Origin of the sequence: Mesorhizobium abyssinicae (genome assembly GCF_049887195.1) — a bacterium.
GTDB lineage: Bacteria > Pseudomonadota > Alphaproteobacteria > Rhizobiales > Rhizobiaceae > Mesorhizobium > Mesorhizobium abyssinicae.
In genome coordinates this window covers 75,452-90,257 of sequence record NZ_JARAKC010000009.1, presented here as the reverse complement: position 1 = coordinate 90,257, position 14,806 = coordinate 75,452, and the positions used below count along the sequence as shown (strand labels likewise).

Genomic DNA, 14,806 nt, shown 5'->3' with positions numbered 1-14,806 from the left:
GGCGAAGTCGCCGAGCCTGCTACGGCGAAGTCGCCGAGCCTGCTACGGCGAAGTCGCCAAGCCTGCTACGGCGAAGCTTCAGGCAAGCTGCATCAGCACGTCGTCCGGCCTCACGCCGACCAGTTCGGCATAGCGGCCGGCGTCGGTCGCTCCTTCCGAGTTGACGACGAGCACGCGCGAGTAGCTGTCGAGGCCGAGTGCCGCCCGCATATGCCTGTCGCCTGCCGCGCGGATCAGTCCGGCGAGCCCCGCACCGCCGCTCTCGCCGGAGATGATTGCCGGATCGTTGCCCAAGGGTCGCGCCAGCCGCCTCATCACGGCGACCGCATCCTCTTCCTCCACCGTCATGAAGGCATCGCCGACGCGCGCCAGCACGCGCCAGGCGACCAGGGACGGCTCAGCGCATTCGAGCATCGCCATCACCGTCGACTGCTGATGCGCGATCGTTGCCGGACGTCCGGCTTCAGCCGAGGCGTAGACGCAAGCCGAGCGCCCCGGCTCGACCACAACGGCCTTGGGCCGCCGCCCGCCAAGCATGATCGCCATATGGCCGGCGATCGCCGCGGCGAAGCCGCCGACGCCGGCCTGCAGGAAGACATGCGTGGGCGGCTCGGCCATGTGCCGCAGCGTCTCGCGCACGATCACCGTATAGCCCTGCATGACCAGGCCGGGGACCCGTTCATAGCCCGGCCAGGACGTGTTGGAGACGATCTTCCAGCCGCGCTCGGCGCCGACGCGGGCGACTTCGCGCACCGCATGATCGTAGCCGCCCTCGACCTGGACGATCTCGGCGCCGAAGCGGGCGATGGCAGCGACACGCTCACGGCTTACGCCAGCATGGACGAAGATCACAGAGCGCGCGCCGACCAGGCCGGCGCCCTGCGCGACCGAGCGGCCATGATTGCCGTCGGTGGCGCAGACAAAGATCATGCCGGACGCGATCTCGCGCACCTTGGCGTCGTTGATCTCGCCGATATCGACGGTGCGACCGAGCCATTTGACTGCCTCCTCCAGCACCAGCCGGATGACGGCATAGGCGCCACCCAGCGCCTTGAAGGAGCCGAGGCCGAGACGCTGGCCCTCGTCCTTGACGTGCAGTGCCGCGATGCCGAGCTCATCAGCCAGTGCCGGCAAGGCGTGCAGCGGCGTTTCGGCATGGTTGTGCCGCGCCTTGAGATAGTGCTCGGCCCGCTCGCTTCCCGCCACGCCGAGGGACTCGGCATCGGCCGCAACCAACGGCTGGTTGTGTTCGGGTCGTTGATTGAGCAGCAGCATGGCATTCTTTCTTCGAGGCACTGAACTTATTGGCGCGCGCGAAAATTCGCTGTCTAAACTCGCTGAATGATTGAAGTTTGTTTCGGCCCTATGTCGCCGGATGCGAACCCCTGCGAGACTCGACGCCTTCGGCCTGACTATTTTTGGTGGTGTCATGGCTTGGCAACACTGTGCCGCCGAAGCCGGCGATCCGCGTTTTCTGCCGCTCAATCGGCCGCCAATCGCGCGGCGACGCCGAGCAGAATGTTGGCGCCGGCAACCAGTTCGCCGGCGGCGGTGAACTCTGCCGGGTTGTGGCTGATGCCGCCCCGGCTCGGCACGAAGATCATCGCCGACGGCGCGATGCGCGCAATCATCTGTGCGTCGTGCCCGGCCCCCGAGGTGATGCGCCGGCAGGAAAGGCCGGCGGCTCCGGCAATCTCCTCGATCAGCGAGACGATGCCGGCATCGAAGGTCACCGGCTCGAAACGCGCCAGGCTTTCGGCCTGGACGGTGACGCCGGCGCCTGCCGCAAGGTCGTCGAGAAGGGCGGCGAGCGCCGCCTCTTCCTCGCGAAGGTGCGTTTCGTCGGGATCGCGGAGATCGACGGTGAAGGTCGCCCGCGACGGAATGACGTTGATGGCGTTGGGCTCGAAGGCGATGGTGCCGACGGTGGCGACCGTCGGCGTCGGCGAGGCGCCGGCGCGGGCCGCCAGGAAGCCGATCACCCGCGCGGCGGCGACGCCGGCATCGCGGCGCATCGACATCGGCGTGGTGCCGGCGTGGTTGGCCTGGCCTTCGATCATGATGCGCTGCCAGGAAATGCCCTGCAGGTTCTCGACCGCGCCGATGGCGATGCCTTCGCGCTCCAACACCGGCCCCTGCTCGACATGCAGCTCGACATAGGCCTGCGGCTTGAGGAATCCCGGCTGATGACGGCCGGCATAGCCGATGCGCTCCAGCTCCTTGCCCAGCACCGAGCCGTCGGTACCGACTGCCGCGAGCGCTTCGTCCACCCCGATGCCGCCGGCAAAGACCAGCGATCCCATCATGTCAGGCGAATAGCGCACGCCCTCCTCGTTGGTGAAGGCGGCGACGACGAGCGGGCGCGCCGGCGCGAAACCTGCCTCCTTCAGGCTCTCGATCGCCTCGAGCGCCGAGAGCACGCCATAGCAGCCGTCATAGATGCCGGCGTCGATCACGGTGTCGATGTGCGAGCCGAGCATGACCGGCAGCTGGCCGGCATTGGCATCGTCCTGCCAGATGCCGAAAATGTTGCCGATGCGGTCGACGGCGACTTCGAGCCCTGCCTCATGCAGCCAGCCGACGAGGCGGTCGCGGCCGAGCCTGTCCATATCGGAAGCGGCGACGCGGACGAGCCGGCCCTGCGCATCGCGGCCGATGCTGCCGAGTTCGTCGATACGGCGCAGAAGACGGTTGGCGTTTATCGTCAGATTGCTCATGCCGGCTGCCTCGCCCTGCCAACCTCCTCCGGCGCCATCCCGACTAGGTCGGCATAGCGGCCGGGATCGGTCGCGCCTTCGGAATTGACGATGAGCACGCGCGAACCGGCATCGAGCCCGAGGGCGGCCCGCAGCTTCTTATCGCCGGCAGCGCGGATCAGCCCGGCGAGCCCTGCCCCGCCGCTCTCGCCGGAGACGATCGCCGGATCATCGCCTGAAGGCCGCGCCAGGCGGTTCATCACCGAAACCGCCTCGGCCTCGTCCACGGTCATGAAAGCATCGCCGATCCGCGACAGCACCCGCCAGGCGACGAGCGACGGCTCATAGCATTCGAGCATCGCCATTACCGTGGGCTTGCTGTGCGCTATCGCGATGGGATGTCCTGCCTTTGCGGTTTCATAGAGGCAGGCCGCCCGCGCGGGCTCGACCACGATTGCCCGCGGGCGATCCTCGCCAAGCACGATGGCGAAATGGCCGGCCACCGCCGCGGCGAAGCCGCCGACGCCGGCCTGCAAGAAGACGTGTGTGGGCGGCTGAGCCAAGCGCTTCAGCGCCTCGCGCACGATCACGGTATAGCCCTGCATCACCAGTCCCGGTATGCGCTCGTAGCCCGGCCAGGATGTGTCGGAGACGACCGTCCAATCGCGCTCGGCGGCGACGCGGGCGGCTTCCCTGACCGACTGGTCGTAGTCGCCGGCGATGCGCACGATCTCAGCGCCGAAGCGGGCAATGGCCGCCACGCGTTCGTTGCTGACACCAGAATGGACGAAGATGACCGAGCGCGCGCAGACTAGGCCGGCGCCCTGCGCCACCGAGCGACCGTGATTGCCGTCGGTCGCGCAGGCGAAGGTCATGCCGGCGGCAATCGCCTTGACGTCAGCGCTATGCAGCTCGGCGACATCGACGGTGCGACCAAGCCGCCTGCCAGCCTCCTCCAGCACCAGCTGCATCACGGCATAGGCGCCGCCCAGCGCCTTGAAGCTGCCGAGGCCGAGGCGTTGCCCCTCGTCCTTCACGTGCAGGGCGCCGATGCCCAGTTCGCCGGCGAGCGCCGGCAGGGCGTGCAGCGGCGTCTCGGCATGGTTGTCACGCGCGGCGAGGAAGCGTTCCGCTTCGACGGCCCCGGCCGTGCCGAGCGTCGCGGCGTCTTGCTCAGTCAGCGGCTGGCGATGATCCGGGTGGTGGTTAAGCAGGAACATGGGCCGGCTTCCTCCGTCTTGATGGCGGAAATTTATTGCAAGGAGGGCGAGAAAGGCGCTCTGTTTTGCTGCCTGAAATGCAAGTTTGTTTCGTTTGGAACCCTCGCCATGTCCGCCTCACCCGATCTCGACGCTTTCGACCGCGCCATCCTCGCCGTCCTGCAGAAGGACAACACGACGCCGCAGCGGGTGATCGGCGAGGCCGTCAACCTGTCGGCGCCGGCGGTGCAGCGGCGCATAAAGCGCCTGGAAGAAACCGGCGTCATCCGCGCCAATGTCGCGCTGGTCGATCCGGGCAAGGTCGGTCATCCGATCACGATCTTCGTCGAGGTCGAGGTGGAGAGCGAGCGCGCCGAACTGATCGACGCCGCCAAGCGCGGCTTCGCCGAAGTGCCCGAGGTGCAGCAGTGCTACTACGTGACCGGCGAGGCCGACTTCATCCTCGTCGTCACCGTGGCGACCATGGCCGACTACGAGGCGCTGACCAGGCGGCTGTTCTTCGCAAACAACAACGTGAAGCGGTTTCGCACGTTTGTGGCGATGGACCGGGTGAAGGTCGGGCTCGAGGTGCCGGTGGGGTGAGCATTCCCACTCACCACGGCAGCCTTTTGCCGTCGCGGAACAGGCCGCCGGTCGGGCCGTCGTCCGGCAATGTCGCGGCCCACACGATGCCGGCCGCCCCTGGCGCGACCGGGCGGCCGTCGGGCTTGCCCTTGTCGGCCACCCAGTCAGAGCTGATCGCGTTAACCAGGACGCCGGCGCCGCGCAGTTCGTCCGCCAGGATCCGGGTGAGCGCATTGAGCGTCGCCCTGCCGGTCGAATAGGCCGGCGCGCCGACGTCCGTCGAGGCCGAGGAACCGGCCTCGGGAGAGACGATGACCAGCCGGCCATGACCGGAGGCGCTGAGCAGCGGCCCGAATGCGAACGCCACCCGCCAGGCGCCGACGACATAGGTCTCGAAGGCCTTGCGGCCCAACGTCCGGTGGGGCAGCAAGGCCCGAGCGGACAGGTCGTAGTGGATGGCGCCGTTGTTGACGAGCACGTCGAGCCGACCGAAACGGCGCTCCACTTCGGCCGCGGCAAGGGCCGGTCCATCAAGCGCGGCAAGGTCCAGCGCGATCGCCTCGACATTGCCCGCGAGCTTCTTCGCCACCGCCCCGCTCTTGGCGAGGTCGCGCACGCCGACGAGCACAGTGAAGCCGAGCGCCGCGAGCCGGCGGCCGGTTTCCAACGCGATATGGCGATTGCCGCCGGTGACGAGGGCGACCTTGCCGGAGTGTGCTGTCGTACCGGTCATGTTGTTCCCTCAACGTCCTCACAACCAGAATGCGACATTCCAACTGCCGCGCCCAGTTGATTAGAGAAAAGATTTCGTTCGTTGCGCCAGTGCCGCCTGGACTGCCGCAAACATCTGGCGCCAGCGGTGGCCCCGCCCGGCGGAAACAGTCCAGAAACAAGATTCAACAGTTGGGAAAAACTCGCGAAAAAACCGGGTGGCATAACCATTCCCGGAGCAGCCGGGTGCGGCCAGCGACATATCGATCTTCGAAAAGGAAATGCCGATTATGAAAAAGACCCTTCTCTCCGTTCTCGGCCTGGCCGTCGCGCTCGCTTTCGCGGTGCCGGCGCTCGGCACCAGCGCCGCCAACGCGGGCACCACCACCCCTGCCGCGACGACGACCACCACCACGACCACTGCTGCTCCGGCCGCGACCACCGAGACGGCGAAGCCCGTCGCCAAGGCCACCCATCACAAGAAGCACAAGAAGCATCACAAGCATCACGCCCGCAAGCATCACCTGAAGAAGCACCGCAAGCATCACGTCAAGAAGCATCACGTGAAGAAGCACCATGTGAAGAAGCACGTCGCCAAGAAGGCGGCCTAAGTCCCGATCTCCTCCCACCGGGATTGCTTTTTCATGGCCGGATGGTCCCGATCCCCCTGGACCATCCCACCCCGGAAACGCCGCCTCCCACCCGAGGCGGCGTTTTCCGTTGATGCCCGGCTGCGCCGGCCGAGCTATTTCTTGCCCTGCGGATGGATCGTCTCGCCGCGCTTCAGCATCTCGACGAGGTCGGCGATTTTCTTCCTGCGGCCGGCCTCGGTCTTCATGTTGTGGGTGCGGAAGGTGAGCGCGAAGCGGTTCTGGGCGTTGAGCCCGGCCAGCATCGCCTTCGCCTTCGGCTCGGCGTCGATGGCGGCCTGCAGATCGGGCGGGATGGTCATTTCCTTGGCCGAATAGGCGCGCGCCCAGCGGCCGTCGGACTTGGCCGCCTCGACTTGCCTCAGCCCATGTTCGGTCATGCGACCCGCCTCGACCAGGCGGGCGACATTGTCGACGTTGATCCTGCTCCAGGTGCTCTTGTTGCCGCGCGGCGTGTAGCGCTGCAGGTAGCTCTTGTCGTCCAGGCTCTTGCGCACCGCGTCGATCCAGCCGAAGCACAGCACGACGTCGATGGCCTCTTTCGGCGTGATCGAGGGCAGGCCGGAACCGACCTTGTGGATCTTGATCCAGACCTCGGTCTCGCTGGCGTGGTGACGGGCGAGCCAGGCACGGAAGCGCTCGGCATCGGCGAATTCATGCACCTTGCCGGGATCGACTTTTACAGGCGGCATCAGACGGGTCCTCGTTGCGCAGCGCCGAAACTGCCGATCTCCCCCTTGTGGGGGAGATGCCCGGCAGGCCAGAGGGGGGCGCTGTCCCGCCAGCCTATCAGCGAGTTACATCTCGGCTTCGTTCATGATTCTCGGTAGAGAATAGATCAAAGGCTGCGATCCTTCGCGCCCCCCTCTGCCCTGCCGGGCATCTCCCCCCACAAGGGGGGAGATCGGCAGCTTCAACCTCACTGCAGATGCGGCTTCCTGAGAAAGCTGTTGCGGTCGGCGGATTTCACGCGGAGCCAGGTCTCGCGACCGTCGCGCACCACGCGCAGCGGGATTTCGGAGCCGGCAGGGTTTTGCCAGAGCTTGCGGTAGAAATCGGCAAGGCCGTCGACCTCGCCGTCCCTGACGTCGGAGATGATGTCGCCCTGGCGCAGGCCGGCCTTGGCGGCGGGGCCGCCTTCGGTGACGCTCATCACCACCACGACGCCGTTCGACTCGGCCGAGAAGGCGCCGAGCCACGGGCGCGGCGGCTTGACCACCTGGCCGCGCGTCAGCAGGTCGTCGAGGATCGGCGGCAGAAGGTTGATCGGCACAATCATGTTGATGTCGGCGACTTCGCCGGCGCGGCTCATCTGCAGGCGCAGCGAGCCGACCCCCAGCAGGTTGCCGTCCTTGCCGAACAGCGCCGCGCCGCCCCATGAGGGATGGGCGGGCGCGATGAAGATCGCCTCGTCGAGCAGATATTCCCAGTAGCCGGCGAATTCCTGCTTGGTGACGATATGAGAGCGCACGCTCTGGCCGATACCGTCGACGAGCGTCACGGCGTCGCCGACCTTGGCTTTGTGGGCGTCGCCCAACGCCACCGCCGGCAGGCCGAGCGGCGACAGCGCCTGGACCAGGCCGAAACCCGATTCCTGGTCGTAGGCCAGCGCATGCGCGGGCACGACGCGGCCGTCCTGGTCGGTCAGCCAGACTTCCTCGGCTTCGGTAATGAGATAGCCGATGGTCAGCACCAGCCCGTCGTCGCGGATGACGACGCCACTGCCCTCGCGGCGCGTGCCTAGCGTGTTGGCGGTGAAGGCGTCGTCGGGAACCGTGGCGCGGACGGCCACGACGGAGCGTGAAATCTGGTCGATGGTCATCGGTTCATCCTGGCAAGATCGTTTCCTCTATAGGTATGGCGGATGGGGGGAGGCGCAAGGGTTGTTGCTCTCCCCTTCGCCTTGCGGGTGAGAACGGAAATGGCTGCGCCTCGACAATAGTTCAACAAATTTTGGACTTCCCTATTTGACGCGCGCTCGGTCGCACCTAAGTTTAGCTCGAACCGACCGATCAACCCGCGCCCCGCCAAACCGATAAGGCCTCAAGATGAACCAATACACACCGCCGAAAGTCTGGACCTGGAGCAAGCCCAATGGCGGCACCTTCGCCAGCATCAACCGGCCGATCGCCGGCCCGACGCATGAGAAGGAACTGCCTGTCGGCAAACATCCGTTGCAGCTCTATTCGCTGGCCACGCCCAACGGCCAGAAGGTGACGATTATGCTTGAGGAGCTTCTGGCGCGCGGCCACAAGGGTGCCGAATACGATGCCTGGCTGATCCGCATCAACGAAGGCGACCAGTTCGGCTCAGGCTTCGTCGACGTCAATCCCAATTCCAAGATCCCGGCGCTGATGGACCGTAGCGGCGAGAAGCCGATCCGCGTCTTCGAATCCGGCGCGATCCTGACCTATCTGGCGGAAAAGTTCGGCGAATTCCTGCCGAAGGATCCGGCGGCGCGGGCCGAAACCTTCTCCTGGCTGTTCTGGCAGATGGGGTCTGCCCCCTATCTCGGCGGCGGCTTCGGCCATTTCTACGCCTATGCGCCCGAGAAGATCGAATATGCGATCGACCGCTTCGCCATGGAGACCAAGCGGCAGATGGACGTGCTCGACCGCAGGCTGGCGGAGAGCGAATACCTCGCCGGGCCGGACTATACGATCGCCGACATGGCGGTGTGGCCGTGGTATGGCGGCCTGGCCAAGGGCCGCAGCTACAACGATGCCCACCAGTTCCTGTCGGTGCATGAGTATGAGCATGTGCAGCGCTGGGCCGACGCCATCGACGCGAGGCCGGCGGTGAAGCGTGGCCGCATGGTCAACCGCCTCTCCGGCGACCCGGCCTTCCAGTTGCACGAGCGCCACGACGCCAGCGACTTCGAGACGAAGACGCAGGACAAGCTTCTGGCCAAGGCAAGCTGAGGCATGAGGAGCCAATCTCCGGGGATTGGAGTTTGGCCCAGCAATTCCAGGAAGTGTGTTCAGTCTCAGCGTTTCCCTGAAACGCTGAGACGCCTTAAAGCATCGCCGACAGCAGCAGCATGGCGCCGACGCCCGCCATCAGCAGGCCCGGCCAGTTCCGCGACAGACCGAGGAAACCGAGTCCGCGCCGCCGCGGCTCGAGTGTCGGCGCGGCCAATCTTGACGCCGACCGGTCGGTGGCTGTGCCGAGCGGCGTCGGCTCGCTGAGCCGCCCGCGCCCGAGCGCCGCGCCCGCCATGTAGACAACGCCGGCGACAGCGCACCAACGAGGATCACAGTCATCCCTGCTCTCCTTGGGTTCAGAGCCCGCTGCGAATGAAACGCCAGGACGCCCCTGCAGGTTCCGGTGTCGCTGCCCCGCTACCCCAGCAGCTTCGCCAGCCGCGGAATGCCCTCGCCCACGGCGCGGCTGTCGGCGAGCGTGAAGCTCAGCCTGAGCGTGTTGCGGCCGGTGCCGTCGGCATGGAACGCATTGCCCGGCACGAAGGCGACGCGCGCTTCCTTGACGGCGCGGGCAAGCAGCGCCGTGGCGTCGCTGCCCTCGGGCAAGGTGACCCAGACGAACATGCCGCCATCCGGCCGGCTCCACGTAACGCCCTCGGGCATGTGGGCCTCCAGCGCGCCGAGCAGGCCGTCGCGGCGTGCGCGATAGGCGCCGATCAGCTTGTCGACCTGCTGGTCGAAGATCGCCTCGGCGGCGCGATGCATGGCCACCTGGTTGATCGAGGGGCTGTGCAGGTCGGAGGCCTGCTTCATCAGCACCAGGCGCTCCACCACGCGGCGCGGCGCGCAGACCCAGCCGACGCGCATGCCCGGCGAGAGGATCTTCGAGAACGAACCGCAATAGAGCGTGCGGGCATTGTCGATGCCGCCCGAGCGCTGGCAGTCCAGCGCCAGGATCGGCGGCACGCCTTCGCCGTCATAGCGCAGCGCGCGGTAGGCGGCGTCCTCGATGACGGCGATGTCGAGTTCGCCGGCGAGGTCGAGCACCGCTTCGCGCTGTTTCAGGCTGAGCGTCTCGCCGGTCGGGTTGGCGAAGTCCGGCACCAGGTAGGCAAACTTCACCTTGCCGCCGGCGGCGGCTGCCGCTGCGTGGTAGGCGGCGGGCGTCATGTTGCCGCCATCTGGGGTCAACCGGTCGTAGCGCGGCTCATAGGCGTTGAAGGCCTGCAGCGCGCCGAGATAGGTCGGCCAGGTGACGAGTGCGGTGTCGCCCGGCGAAAGAAACAGCTTGCCGAGATAATCCAGCGCCTGCTGCGAGCCGGAGGTGATGAAGATGTTGTGCTCATCGCAGGCGACGCCGAGCTTGCCCATCTGGCCCGCCAGCCATTTCCTGAGCGGCAGGTAGCCCTCGCTCACCTGGTACTGCAGCGCCGCGCCAGCCTCCGGGCCGCCGAGCACCGAGGCATAGGCATCGCTAATGGCGTCGGCCGGAAACAGCGCCGGATCCGGAATGCCGCCGGCAAAGGAGATGATGTCTGGCTGGTCGAGCAGTTTCAGCAGCTCGCGGATTTCCGACGCCTTCATGCGCGAAGCGCGCGACGCCAACAGGTTCATCAGGGTCAAGGCCCACCTCCCAGTGGATAGTCATTCTTGCTCGGGCATGATCTTGTGCAAATCCGGATTCCCGGTTTCCGCGATCATGCGCATTTAGGTCAATGTAGCTGACCTATTATCAGGCTCCCTCGCCGGTTGGAATAGGCATAAGGGCGTTCCGCGTGGCCCAAGAAGAAAAAAGCATCTCAGCGACGATGCATGGAAAGTTGTTGCGCTTCATGCCCGTCGATGCAACCGCGCCTTGGGCGGGATTGTCGTCATATTAGAATAGGCGCATATTGCTGAAGGCCGAAGCGACGCTCCGGTTGCAAGCTGCCGTCGGCATGGCTGCCGGGCGGTCGAGGCCACGTCAAATGTCAGTGAAAGGACAAGCAACTCGGGTGCTGCTCAAACAATCCAGCAACCCGGGACAATGATAGTTGGAGGAGATACCCATGAAGGTCACCGTGTTGGCAAATTATGCATCCCACGCCGCCAAAGGACTGATGCAGGGCTCGGACCGGCAAGCTGCAGTCAAGGCGCTTTTTGAAAGCGTCGGCGGCAAGATGACTGGCTTGATGTTCACGCGCGGCGCCTATGACGTCGTCGTCAATGGTGAGGTGCCGGACCAGGCTGCCGGGATGGGCATCGCCCTTGCCGTGCGGGCGAGCGGCTCGTTGAGCGACTTTGTCATCCTCGAAGAACTCGACATGAAGGCCGTGCTCGCGGCCGCCAACAAGGCTGCCGGCGCCTACAAGCCAGCCGGCTGACCGCAACCGATCGGAGCAAGCCATGACCGCCTACAACGTCGTCCGCTTTCGCACCAAGCCTGGCAAAGAAAAGGCCTTCGTCGACGCACATGAGAACATCTCGCTGACGGCCAAGGGTTTTCGCAAGGGCGCCCTGATCAAGACCGGCGAGCGCACGTTCTGCATGGTCGGCGAATGGGACGACATGGACAGCCTCGCGGCGGCGCGCCCGTCGATGATCGGCGTCCTCGACACGTTTCGCGATATGCTTGAAGACCTCGGCGGCGATCTCGGCGTGACCGACCCGGTGTCGGGGACGGTCGTCGCGGAAATAAACTAGGGCGCGTCGCCAATCTGCGATGGCCGGGCCGCCGGGCGCTCGGCCGTCGCCGTTCGGCTGGACGCGCGGCGGCATGTCGATCGCCGCGCGCCGGCCTCCTAGAACGGCAGCCGTATTTCGTGGGGCTGAACCGATTCCGTCCAGCCGATATCCTTCTGGGTCTCAGGCGGCAATTCGTTCAATTCACGCATTGTTTCTTTGTGCCTGGAGGCTCGCTTGAGAGCAGCTCCAAGCCTGCGAAGGGTCTTGAACATCGATATCCTCCGTATCGCTGCGGCGCAAAGAGCGATGCTGCCCTCTCACGCCGCACCGGTTTTGCGCCGCGTGTGTATCCGATCGATTGCACGAGAACGGTGAAAGACTTCACAAAACAGGCCAGCGCGAAACATTTGCATACAAATTGATTTGGAGCACGCGCGGCCTACAACACCGCCCCATCTTTCGCCACCACCCTGCCCGCCCGGTACACCGTACGCTCCCCTGGCACCGCCACCACCGCCTCCGGCACATGTTCGGCTTTGAGCACCACGAAATCTGCTCTGGCGCCGACTTCGATGCCGTAGCCTTCGAGCCCAAGCGCCTTCGCGCCGGCATAACTCACCACGTCATAGGCGGCTTCCAGCTCCCAATCCTCGTAGAAGCCGGAGCGGTAGCCGATCATGCTGGCGCGGTTCAGCATGTCGCCATCGCCATAGGGCCACCAGGAATCGCGGATGTTGTCGGAGCCGCTGAAGACGGTGACACCGGCCTTGCGCAGTGCCGCCACCGGCGGGAAGGCGTGGTTGCCGGGCGCGTTGGTCATGATGGCGACGCCTGAGGCGGCGAGCATGTCGCCGGCCCTGGCCAGCGCGTCGGCCGGGATGTCGCCCAGCGCGTAGGCGTGGCTGACGGCGACGTTGCCGCCCATGCCCAATGCCGTGGTCCGCGCCGCGATCTCCTCGATCTGGAACAGGCCGAGCGTGCCGCCATCGTGCAGATGGATGTCGACGCCGACGCCATGCTTTCCGGCGAGGCCGAACACCACGTCGAGATGGGCCTTCACATCGCGGTCGAAGCTCGCCGGGTCGAGCCCGCCGACGAGGTCGCAGCCGAGCCTTAGAGCTTCGTCCAAGAACTCCGGCGTGCCGGGCGACGACAGAATGCCGCTCTGCGGGAAGGCGACGAGCTGGATGTCGATCAGCTCGCGATATTTCTCGCATATGGCGAGGATCACTTCGAGATGCTTCAAGCCGACCGAACCGTCGACCATGACGTGACTGCGCATGGCGAGGCTGCCGTGGCCGATGCACAGCTCGAGCTGGTTTTTCGCGCGCTCTGCCATCGGTGCGGCCGCGCTGAGGTTGCGCGCCTGGAAGGCAACGCGCTCGCGCACGTCGAAGCCGTTGGTGCAGGGAATGTGCGGTCGCCAGGCATCGCCGTAGAAGGAGGTGTCGAGATGGATATGCCCCTCGACGAAGCCCGGCAGCACGAGCTGGCCGCCGAGATCCGTGCCCGCCGACAGGCCGGCCGCTGAGGCGGGCGTGATGGCGTTGAAGCGCCCGTCCATAACATGGAGGTCGACCAGCGAGCCATCGGCCAGCCTGGCTTTGCGGAAAATCGTCTGTTCGGTCAAGGGCGCCGTCCGGTCTGGTTGCTGCGCCAGTCGTCGCCGCTCGGCCGGCCAAGGTCAATGCGAGCCGGCCGAGAAACTGTTTCTTGCCGATGACGCAACCGGCGATCGCCATTTTCGCGCCAGGGTGGCAACTTCCAGGCCCGAATCCGCACAATCCCGCCGGCATATTCCGCTATCGCGGAAGTTCCGCTTCGTTGCCGATATGCGATGGTGTTTTCGCGGCGGTACGAGCCGCCCTGGTCGACGCGGGCCCGAAAGCACCCCAACATGCGCCCCCGCGGCCCCGTCGACCACGGCCGGCTCTCTTCAAAACGGCCCCGCGCCATTGGCATGGCGCGGTCGTGGAGGGTTTTGGTTTCGATTGGTTCACGGAATGTCCGCTGGACGTTCCGCAATATTATCCAATTCGAAAATGCTGCTGTTCGAAAAATGCCAAGGGCAGCATCGACGAGATTGAGTGGTGGCAGCCCCCCGCTCCGCCGGTTAAGGCGCCAACAATGCGCTCAGCCGGCGGAGCCACCCGCTGCAAAAGCCCCCTTCGCAAGGGCTTGGGCAAACTCAGCCATCAGCGCGCCGTATTCCTCCATGGCCGGCAACGCCGCGTAGCTGTGCACGGCGGGCGTCGCCGCAAAGGGCAGTCTCTCGCTGGTCCAGGTCTCGACAAAGGGCGTGAACCAGCCTGGATCGTCGAGCATGGTCGGGCGCAGGTTGACGAACCAATCGAGCCCCTCCGGCCGGGTGAACATCCAACTCATGCAATGCGGGCAGAAATAATGGCGCGATGCGCCGTGCAGTCCGCCGATGACCGGCTCGCCTTCGGTGACCGCGAAGGCTTCGCTCGGGATCGCCGCACTCAGCGAATAGGCGCTGGCCGACATGCGCTGGCAGCCGGTGCAATGGCAGGCCATGGTCAACAGCGGCGGCGCGGTGATCCGCAGCCGAACGCGGCCGCAGCGGCATCCGCCTTGGGCGGGCAGGTTGAGGCTTGGCATGGTGGGGTCTCCCCGGGTTGGTTGAAGGGCGCCTGCCTTCTCCCTTCCGGGAGAGGGTTCAGCGTCCGCTCAGCGTCGCCGCCGTCGCCAGCTTCGCGCCGGCCTCTTCGAAAGCCGCGTTGTGGCGGGCGATGATCGCTGCGGCGCTCTCGGCAGGCGTATCCAGCGTCGAGTGCGCGTCGGACACCACGGTGACGCCGAGACCTCGCGCCATAGCGCCCTTCAGGGTCGCCGCGACGCAGAAGTCGCTCTGGGCGCCGAGCAGGATGACAGCGCCGGCGCCCTGGCCGGCCACCCACTCACCAAGCGCCTCGTTGGAGAAGGCATCGCCGACACGCTTGCCGAAGGTCGGCTCGTCATCGGCCTGGCCGAGCCCCGGCCATACCGGCCAGCCGCTCGCGCCCGGCGCCAGCGGATCGCCTTGCGGGCCGTCATGGCGGATGAAGGCGACCTTGCGGCCGGATTCTCGCGCCCAGTCGATCACCGCGCGGGCACGGGCGACAATGCCCTCCGCGTCATGGATCGGCGGCTCGACGCGGCCGTCGAACATACCGGTCTGGAGATCGATGACAATGAGCGGAGCAAGGCTGGATTCTGGCATGGGCGGGAAGATAGCGTGGGTGGAGGGTGGGTCAAGGATGGATGCTTCACCCGAAGGCGGAGATTGGCGAAAGCGGCGATGACAAATGATCTCCCCCCTTGTGGGGGAGATGCCCGGCAGGGCAGAGGGGGGCGCGAAAGATCGCAGCCTTCGA

The 14,806-nt window shown here is 66.0% G+C and carries 17 protein-coding genes; 5 read left to right on the top strand and 12 right to left on the bottom strand.

Annotated elements, in window-relative coordinates; translation table 11 throughout:
* Window positions 1–78: 78 nt before the first annotated feature.
* The 3 genes from PU724_RS20440 to PU724_RS20430 form a co-directional block, all read right to left on the bottom strand.
* On the bottom strand, window positions 79–1,275 hold the full coding sequence (locus PU724_RS20440) for a diaminopropionate ammonia-lyase (protein WP_354423512.1): 1,197 nt from the start codon (window positions 1,273–1,275) through the stop codon (window positions 79–81).
* 206 nt (window positions 1,276–1,481) lie between these two features.
* A complete protein-coding gene (locus PU724_RS20435; RefSeq protein ID WP_354423514.1) occupies window positions 1,482–2,717 on the bottom strand; it encodes a Zn-dependent hydrolase in 1,236 nt (411 codons plus the stop codon).
* The gene (locus PU724_RS20430) at window positions 2,714–3,916 is read right to left on the bottom strand and encodes a diaminopropionate ammonia-lyase (RefSeq protein ID WP_354423515.1); all 1,203 of its coding nucleotides are present in this window, start codon (window positions 3,914–3,916) and stop codon (window positions 2,714–2,716) included. Before PU724_RS20430 ends, PU724_RS20435 begins: the two co-directional genes overlap by 4 nt.
* 108 nt (window positions 3,917–4,024) lie before the next feature.
* On the opposite strand from PU724_RS20430, the gene PU724_RS20425 reads away from it, so the two are divergent.
* Entirely contained in the window at window positions 4,025–4,498 is a 474-nt protein-coding gene (locus PU724_RS20425; protein ID WP_354423516.1) for an Lrp/AsnC family transcriptional regulator, read from the top strand.
* Window positions 4,499–4,508: 10 nt separating this feature from the next.
* On the opposite strand, the gene PU724_RS20420 is transcribed toward PU724_RS20425, so the two are convergent.
* The gene (locus PU724_RS20420) at window positions 4,509–5,213 is read right to left on the bottom strand and encodes an SDR family NAD(P)-dependent oxidoreductase (RefSeq protein ID WP_354423518.1); all 705 of its coding nucleotides are present in this window, start codon (window positions 5,211–5,213) and stop codon (window positions 4,509–4,511) included.
* A 268-nt stretch (window positions 5,214–5,481) separates the two neighbouring features.
* On the opposite strand from PU724_RS20420, the gene PU724_RS20415 reads away from it, so the two are divergent.
* Window positions 5,482–5,802, top strand: a complete 321-nt coding sequence (locus PU724_RS20415; RefSeq protein WP_354423520.1) for a hypothetical protein — start codon at window positions 5,482–5,484, stop codon at window positions 5,800–5,802.
* Between the two features lie 134 nt (window positions 5,803–5,936).
* Here PU724_RS20415 and PU724_RS20410 read toward each other — a convergent pair whose 3' ends face one another.
* Both PU724_RS20410 and PU724_RS20405 read right to left on the bottom strand, forming a co-directional pair.
* Complete coding sequence (locus PU724_RS20410) at window positions 5,937–6,533, bottom strand: YdeI/OmpD-associated family protein (RefSeq protein ID WP_354423522.1); 597 nt, start codon at window positions 6,531–6,533, stop codon at window positions 5,937–5,939.
* A 227-nt stretch (window positions 6,534–6,760) separates the two neighbouring features.
* Window positions 6,761–7,663 carry a S1C family serine protease gene (locus PU724_RS20405; protein ID WP_127286280.1) on the bottom strand — a complete coding sequence of 301 codons (903 nt, stop codon included), beginning with the start codon at window positions 7,661–7,663 and terminating at the stop codon, window positions 6,761–6,763.
* A 226-nt stretch (window positions 7,664–7,889) separates the two neighbouring features.
* Between PU724_RS20405 and yghU the strand changes: the two genes are divergently transcribed.
* Complete coding sequence (gene yghU / locus PU724_RS20400; RefSeq protein WP_354423524.1) at window positions 7,890–8,762, top strand: glutathione-dependent disulfide-bond oxidoreductase; 873 nt, start codon at window positions 7,890–7,892, stop codon at window positions 8,760–8,762.
* 94 nt (window positions 8,763–8,856) lie between these two features.
* Here yghU and PU724_RS20395 read toward each other — a convergent pair whose 3' ends face one another.
* Window positions 8,857–9,060, bottom strand: a complete 204-nt coding sequence (locus PU724_RS20395; RefSeq protein WP_354423526.1) for a hypothetical protein — start codon at window positions 9,058–9,060, stop codon at window positions 8,857–8,859.
* Window positions 9,061–9,182: 122 nt separating this feature from the next.
* Entirely contained in the window at window positions 9,183–10,379 is a 1,197-nt protein-coding gene (locus PU724_RS20390; RefSeq protein WP_189379645.1) for an aminotransferase-like domain-containing protein, read from the bottom strand.
* 434 nt (window positions 10,380–10,813) lie between these two features.
* On the opposite strand from PU724_RS20390, the gene PU724_RS20385 reads away from it, so the two are divergent.
* Window positions 10,814–11,128, top strand: coding sequence for a GYD domain-containing protein (locus PU724_RS20385; protein ID WP_127286276.1), 315 nt, complete (start codon window positions 10,814–10,816; stop codon window positions 11,126–11,128).
* Window positions 11,129–11,150: 22 nt separating this feature from the next.
* Window positions 11,151–11,447 carry a putative quinol monooxygenase gene (locus tag PU724_RS20380; protein ID WP_354423528.1) on the top strand — a complete coding sequence of 99 codons (297 nt, stop codon included), beginning with the start codon at window positions 11,151–11,153 and terminating at the stop codon, window positions 11,445–11,447.
* 98 nt (window positions 11,448–11,545) lie between these two features.
* Here PU724_RS20380 and PU724_RS20375 read toward each other — a convergent pair whose 3' ends face one another.
* The 4 genes from PU724_RS20375 to PU724_RS20360 form a co-directional block, all read right to left on the bottom strand.
* The gene (locus PU724_RS20375; RefSeq protein ID WP_354423530.1) at window positions 11,546–11,701 is read right to left on the bottom strand and encodes a DUF1127 domain-containing protein; all 156 of its coding nucleotides are present in this window, start codon (window positions 11,699–11,701) and stop codon (window positions 11,546–11,548) included.
* Window positions 11,702–11,868: 167 nt separating this feature from the next.
* The gene (locus PU724_RS20370; protein WP_320254322.1) at window positions 11,869–13,059 is read right to left on the bottom strand and encodes an amidohydrolase family protein; all 1,191 of its coding nucleotides are present in this window, start codon (window positions 13,057–13,059) and stop codon (window positions 11,869–11,871) included.
* A gap of 503 nt (window positions 13,060–13,562) precedes the next feature.
* Entirely contained in the window at window positions 13,563–14,051 is a 489-nt protein-coding gene (locus PU724_RS20365; protein ID WP_354423532.1) for a GFA family protein, read from the bottom strand.
* Window positions 14,052–14,109: 58 nt separating this feature from the next.
* Window positions 14,110–14,652, bottom strand: a complete 543-nt coding sequence (locus PU724_RS20360; protein ID WP_292106226.1) for an isochorismatase family protein — start codon at window positions 14,650–14,652, stop codon at window positions 14,110–14,112.
* Window positions 14,653–14,806 lie beyond the last annotated feature (154 nt).

Bases quoted from the DNA above. Each gene is read 5' to 3' on its own strand.
- PU724_RS20405 (WP_127286280.1), bottom strand. From the start codon at position 7,663: ATGACCATCGACCAGATTTCACGCTCCGTCGTGGCCGTCCGCGCCACG.
- PU724_RS20365 (WP_354423532.1), bottom strand. From the start codon at position 14,051: ATGCCAAGCCTCAACCTGCCCGCCCAAGGCGGATGCCGCTGCGGCCGC.
- PU724_RS20390 (WP_189379645.1), bottom strand. From the start codon at position 10,379: ATGAACCTGTTGGCGTCGCGCGCTTCGCGCATGAAGGCGTCGGAAATC.
- PU724_RS20440 (WP_354423512.1), bottom strand. From the start codon at position 1,275: ATGCTGCTGCTCAATCAACGACCCGAACACAACCAGCCGTTGGTTGCG.
- PU724_RS20415 (WP_354423520.1), top strand. From the start codon at position 5,482: ATGAAAAAGACCCTTCTCTCCGTTCTCGGCCTGGCCGTCGCGCTCGCT.
- PU724_RS20385 (WP_127286276.1), top strand. From the start codon at position 10,814: ATGAAGGTCACCGTGTTGGCAAATTATGCATCCCACGCCGCCAAAGGA.
- PU724_RS20430 (WP_354423515.1), bottom strand. From the start codon at position 3,916: ATGTTCCTGCTTAACCACCACCCGGATCATCGCCAGCCGCTGACTGAG.
- PU724_RS20420 (WP_354423518.1), bottom strand. From the start codon at position 5,213: ATGACCGGTACGACAGCACACTCCGGCAAGGTCGCCCTCGTCACCGGC.
- PU724_RS20360 (WP_292106226.1), bottom strand. From the start codon at position 14,652: ATGCCAGAATCCAGCCTTGCTCCGCTCATTGTCATCGATCTCCAGACC.
- PU724_RS20380 (WP_354423528.1), top strand. From the start codon at position 11,151: ATGACCGCCTACAACGTCGTCCGCTTTCGCACCAAGCCTGGCAAAGAA.
- PU724_RS20375 (WP_354423530.1), bottom strand. From the start codon at position 11,701: ATGTTCAAGACCCTTCGCAGGCTTGGAGCTGCTCTCAAGCGAGCCTCC.
- yghU (WP_354423524.1), top strand. From the start codon at position 7,890: ATGAACCAATACACACCGCCGAAAGTCTGGACCTGGAGCAAGCCCAAT.
- PU724_RS20395 (WP_354423526.1), bottom strand. From the start codon at position 9,060: ATGGCGGGCGCGGCGCTCGGGCGCGGGCGGCTCAGCGAGCCGACGCCG.
- PU724_RS20435 (WP_354423514.1), bottom strand. From the start codon at position 2,717: ATGAGCAATCTGACGATAAACGCCAACCGTCTTCTGCGCCGTATCGAC.
- PU724_RS20425 (WP_354423516.1), top strand. From the start codon at position 4,025: ATGTCCGCCTCACCCGATCTCGACGCTTTCGACCGCGCCATCCTCGCC.
- PU724_RS20410 (WP_354423522.1), bottom strand. From the start codon at position 6,533: ATGCCGCCTGTAAAAGTCGATCCCGGCAAGGTGCATGAATTCGCCGAT.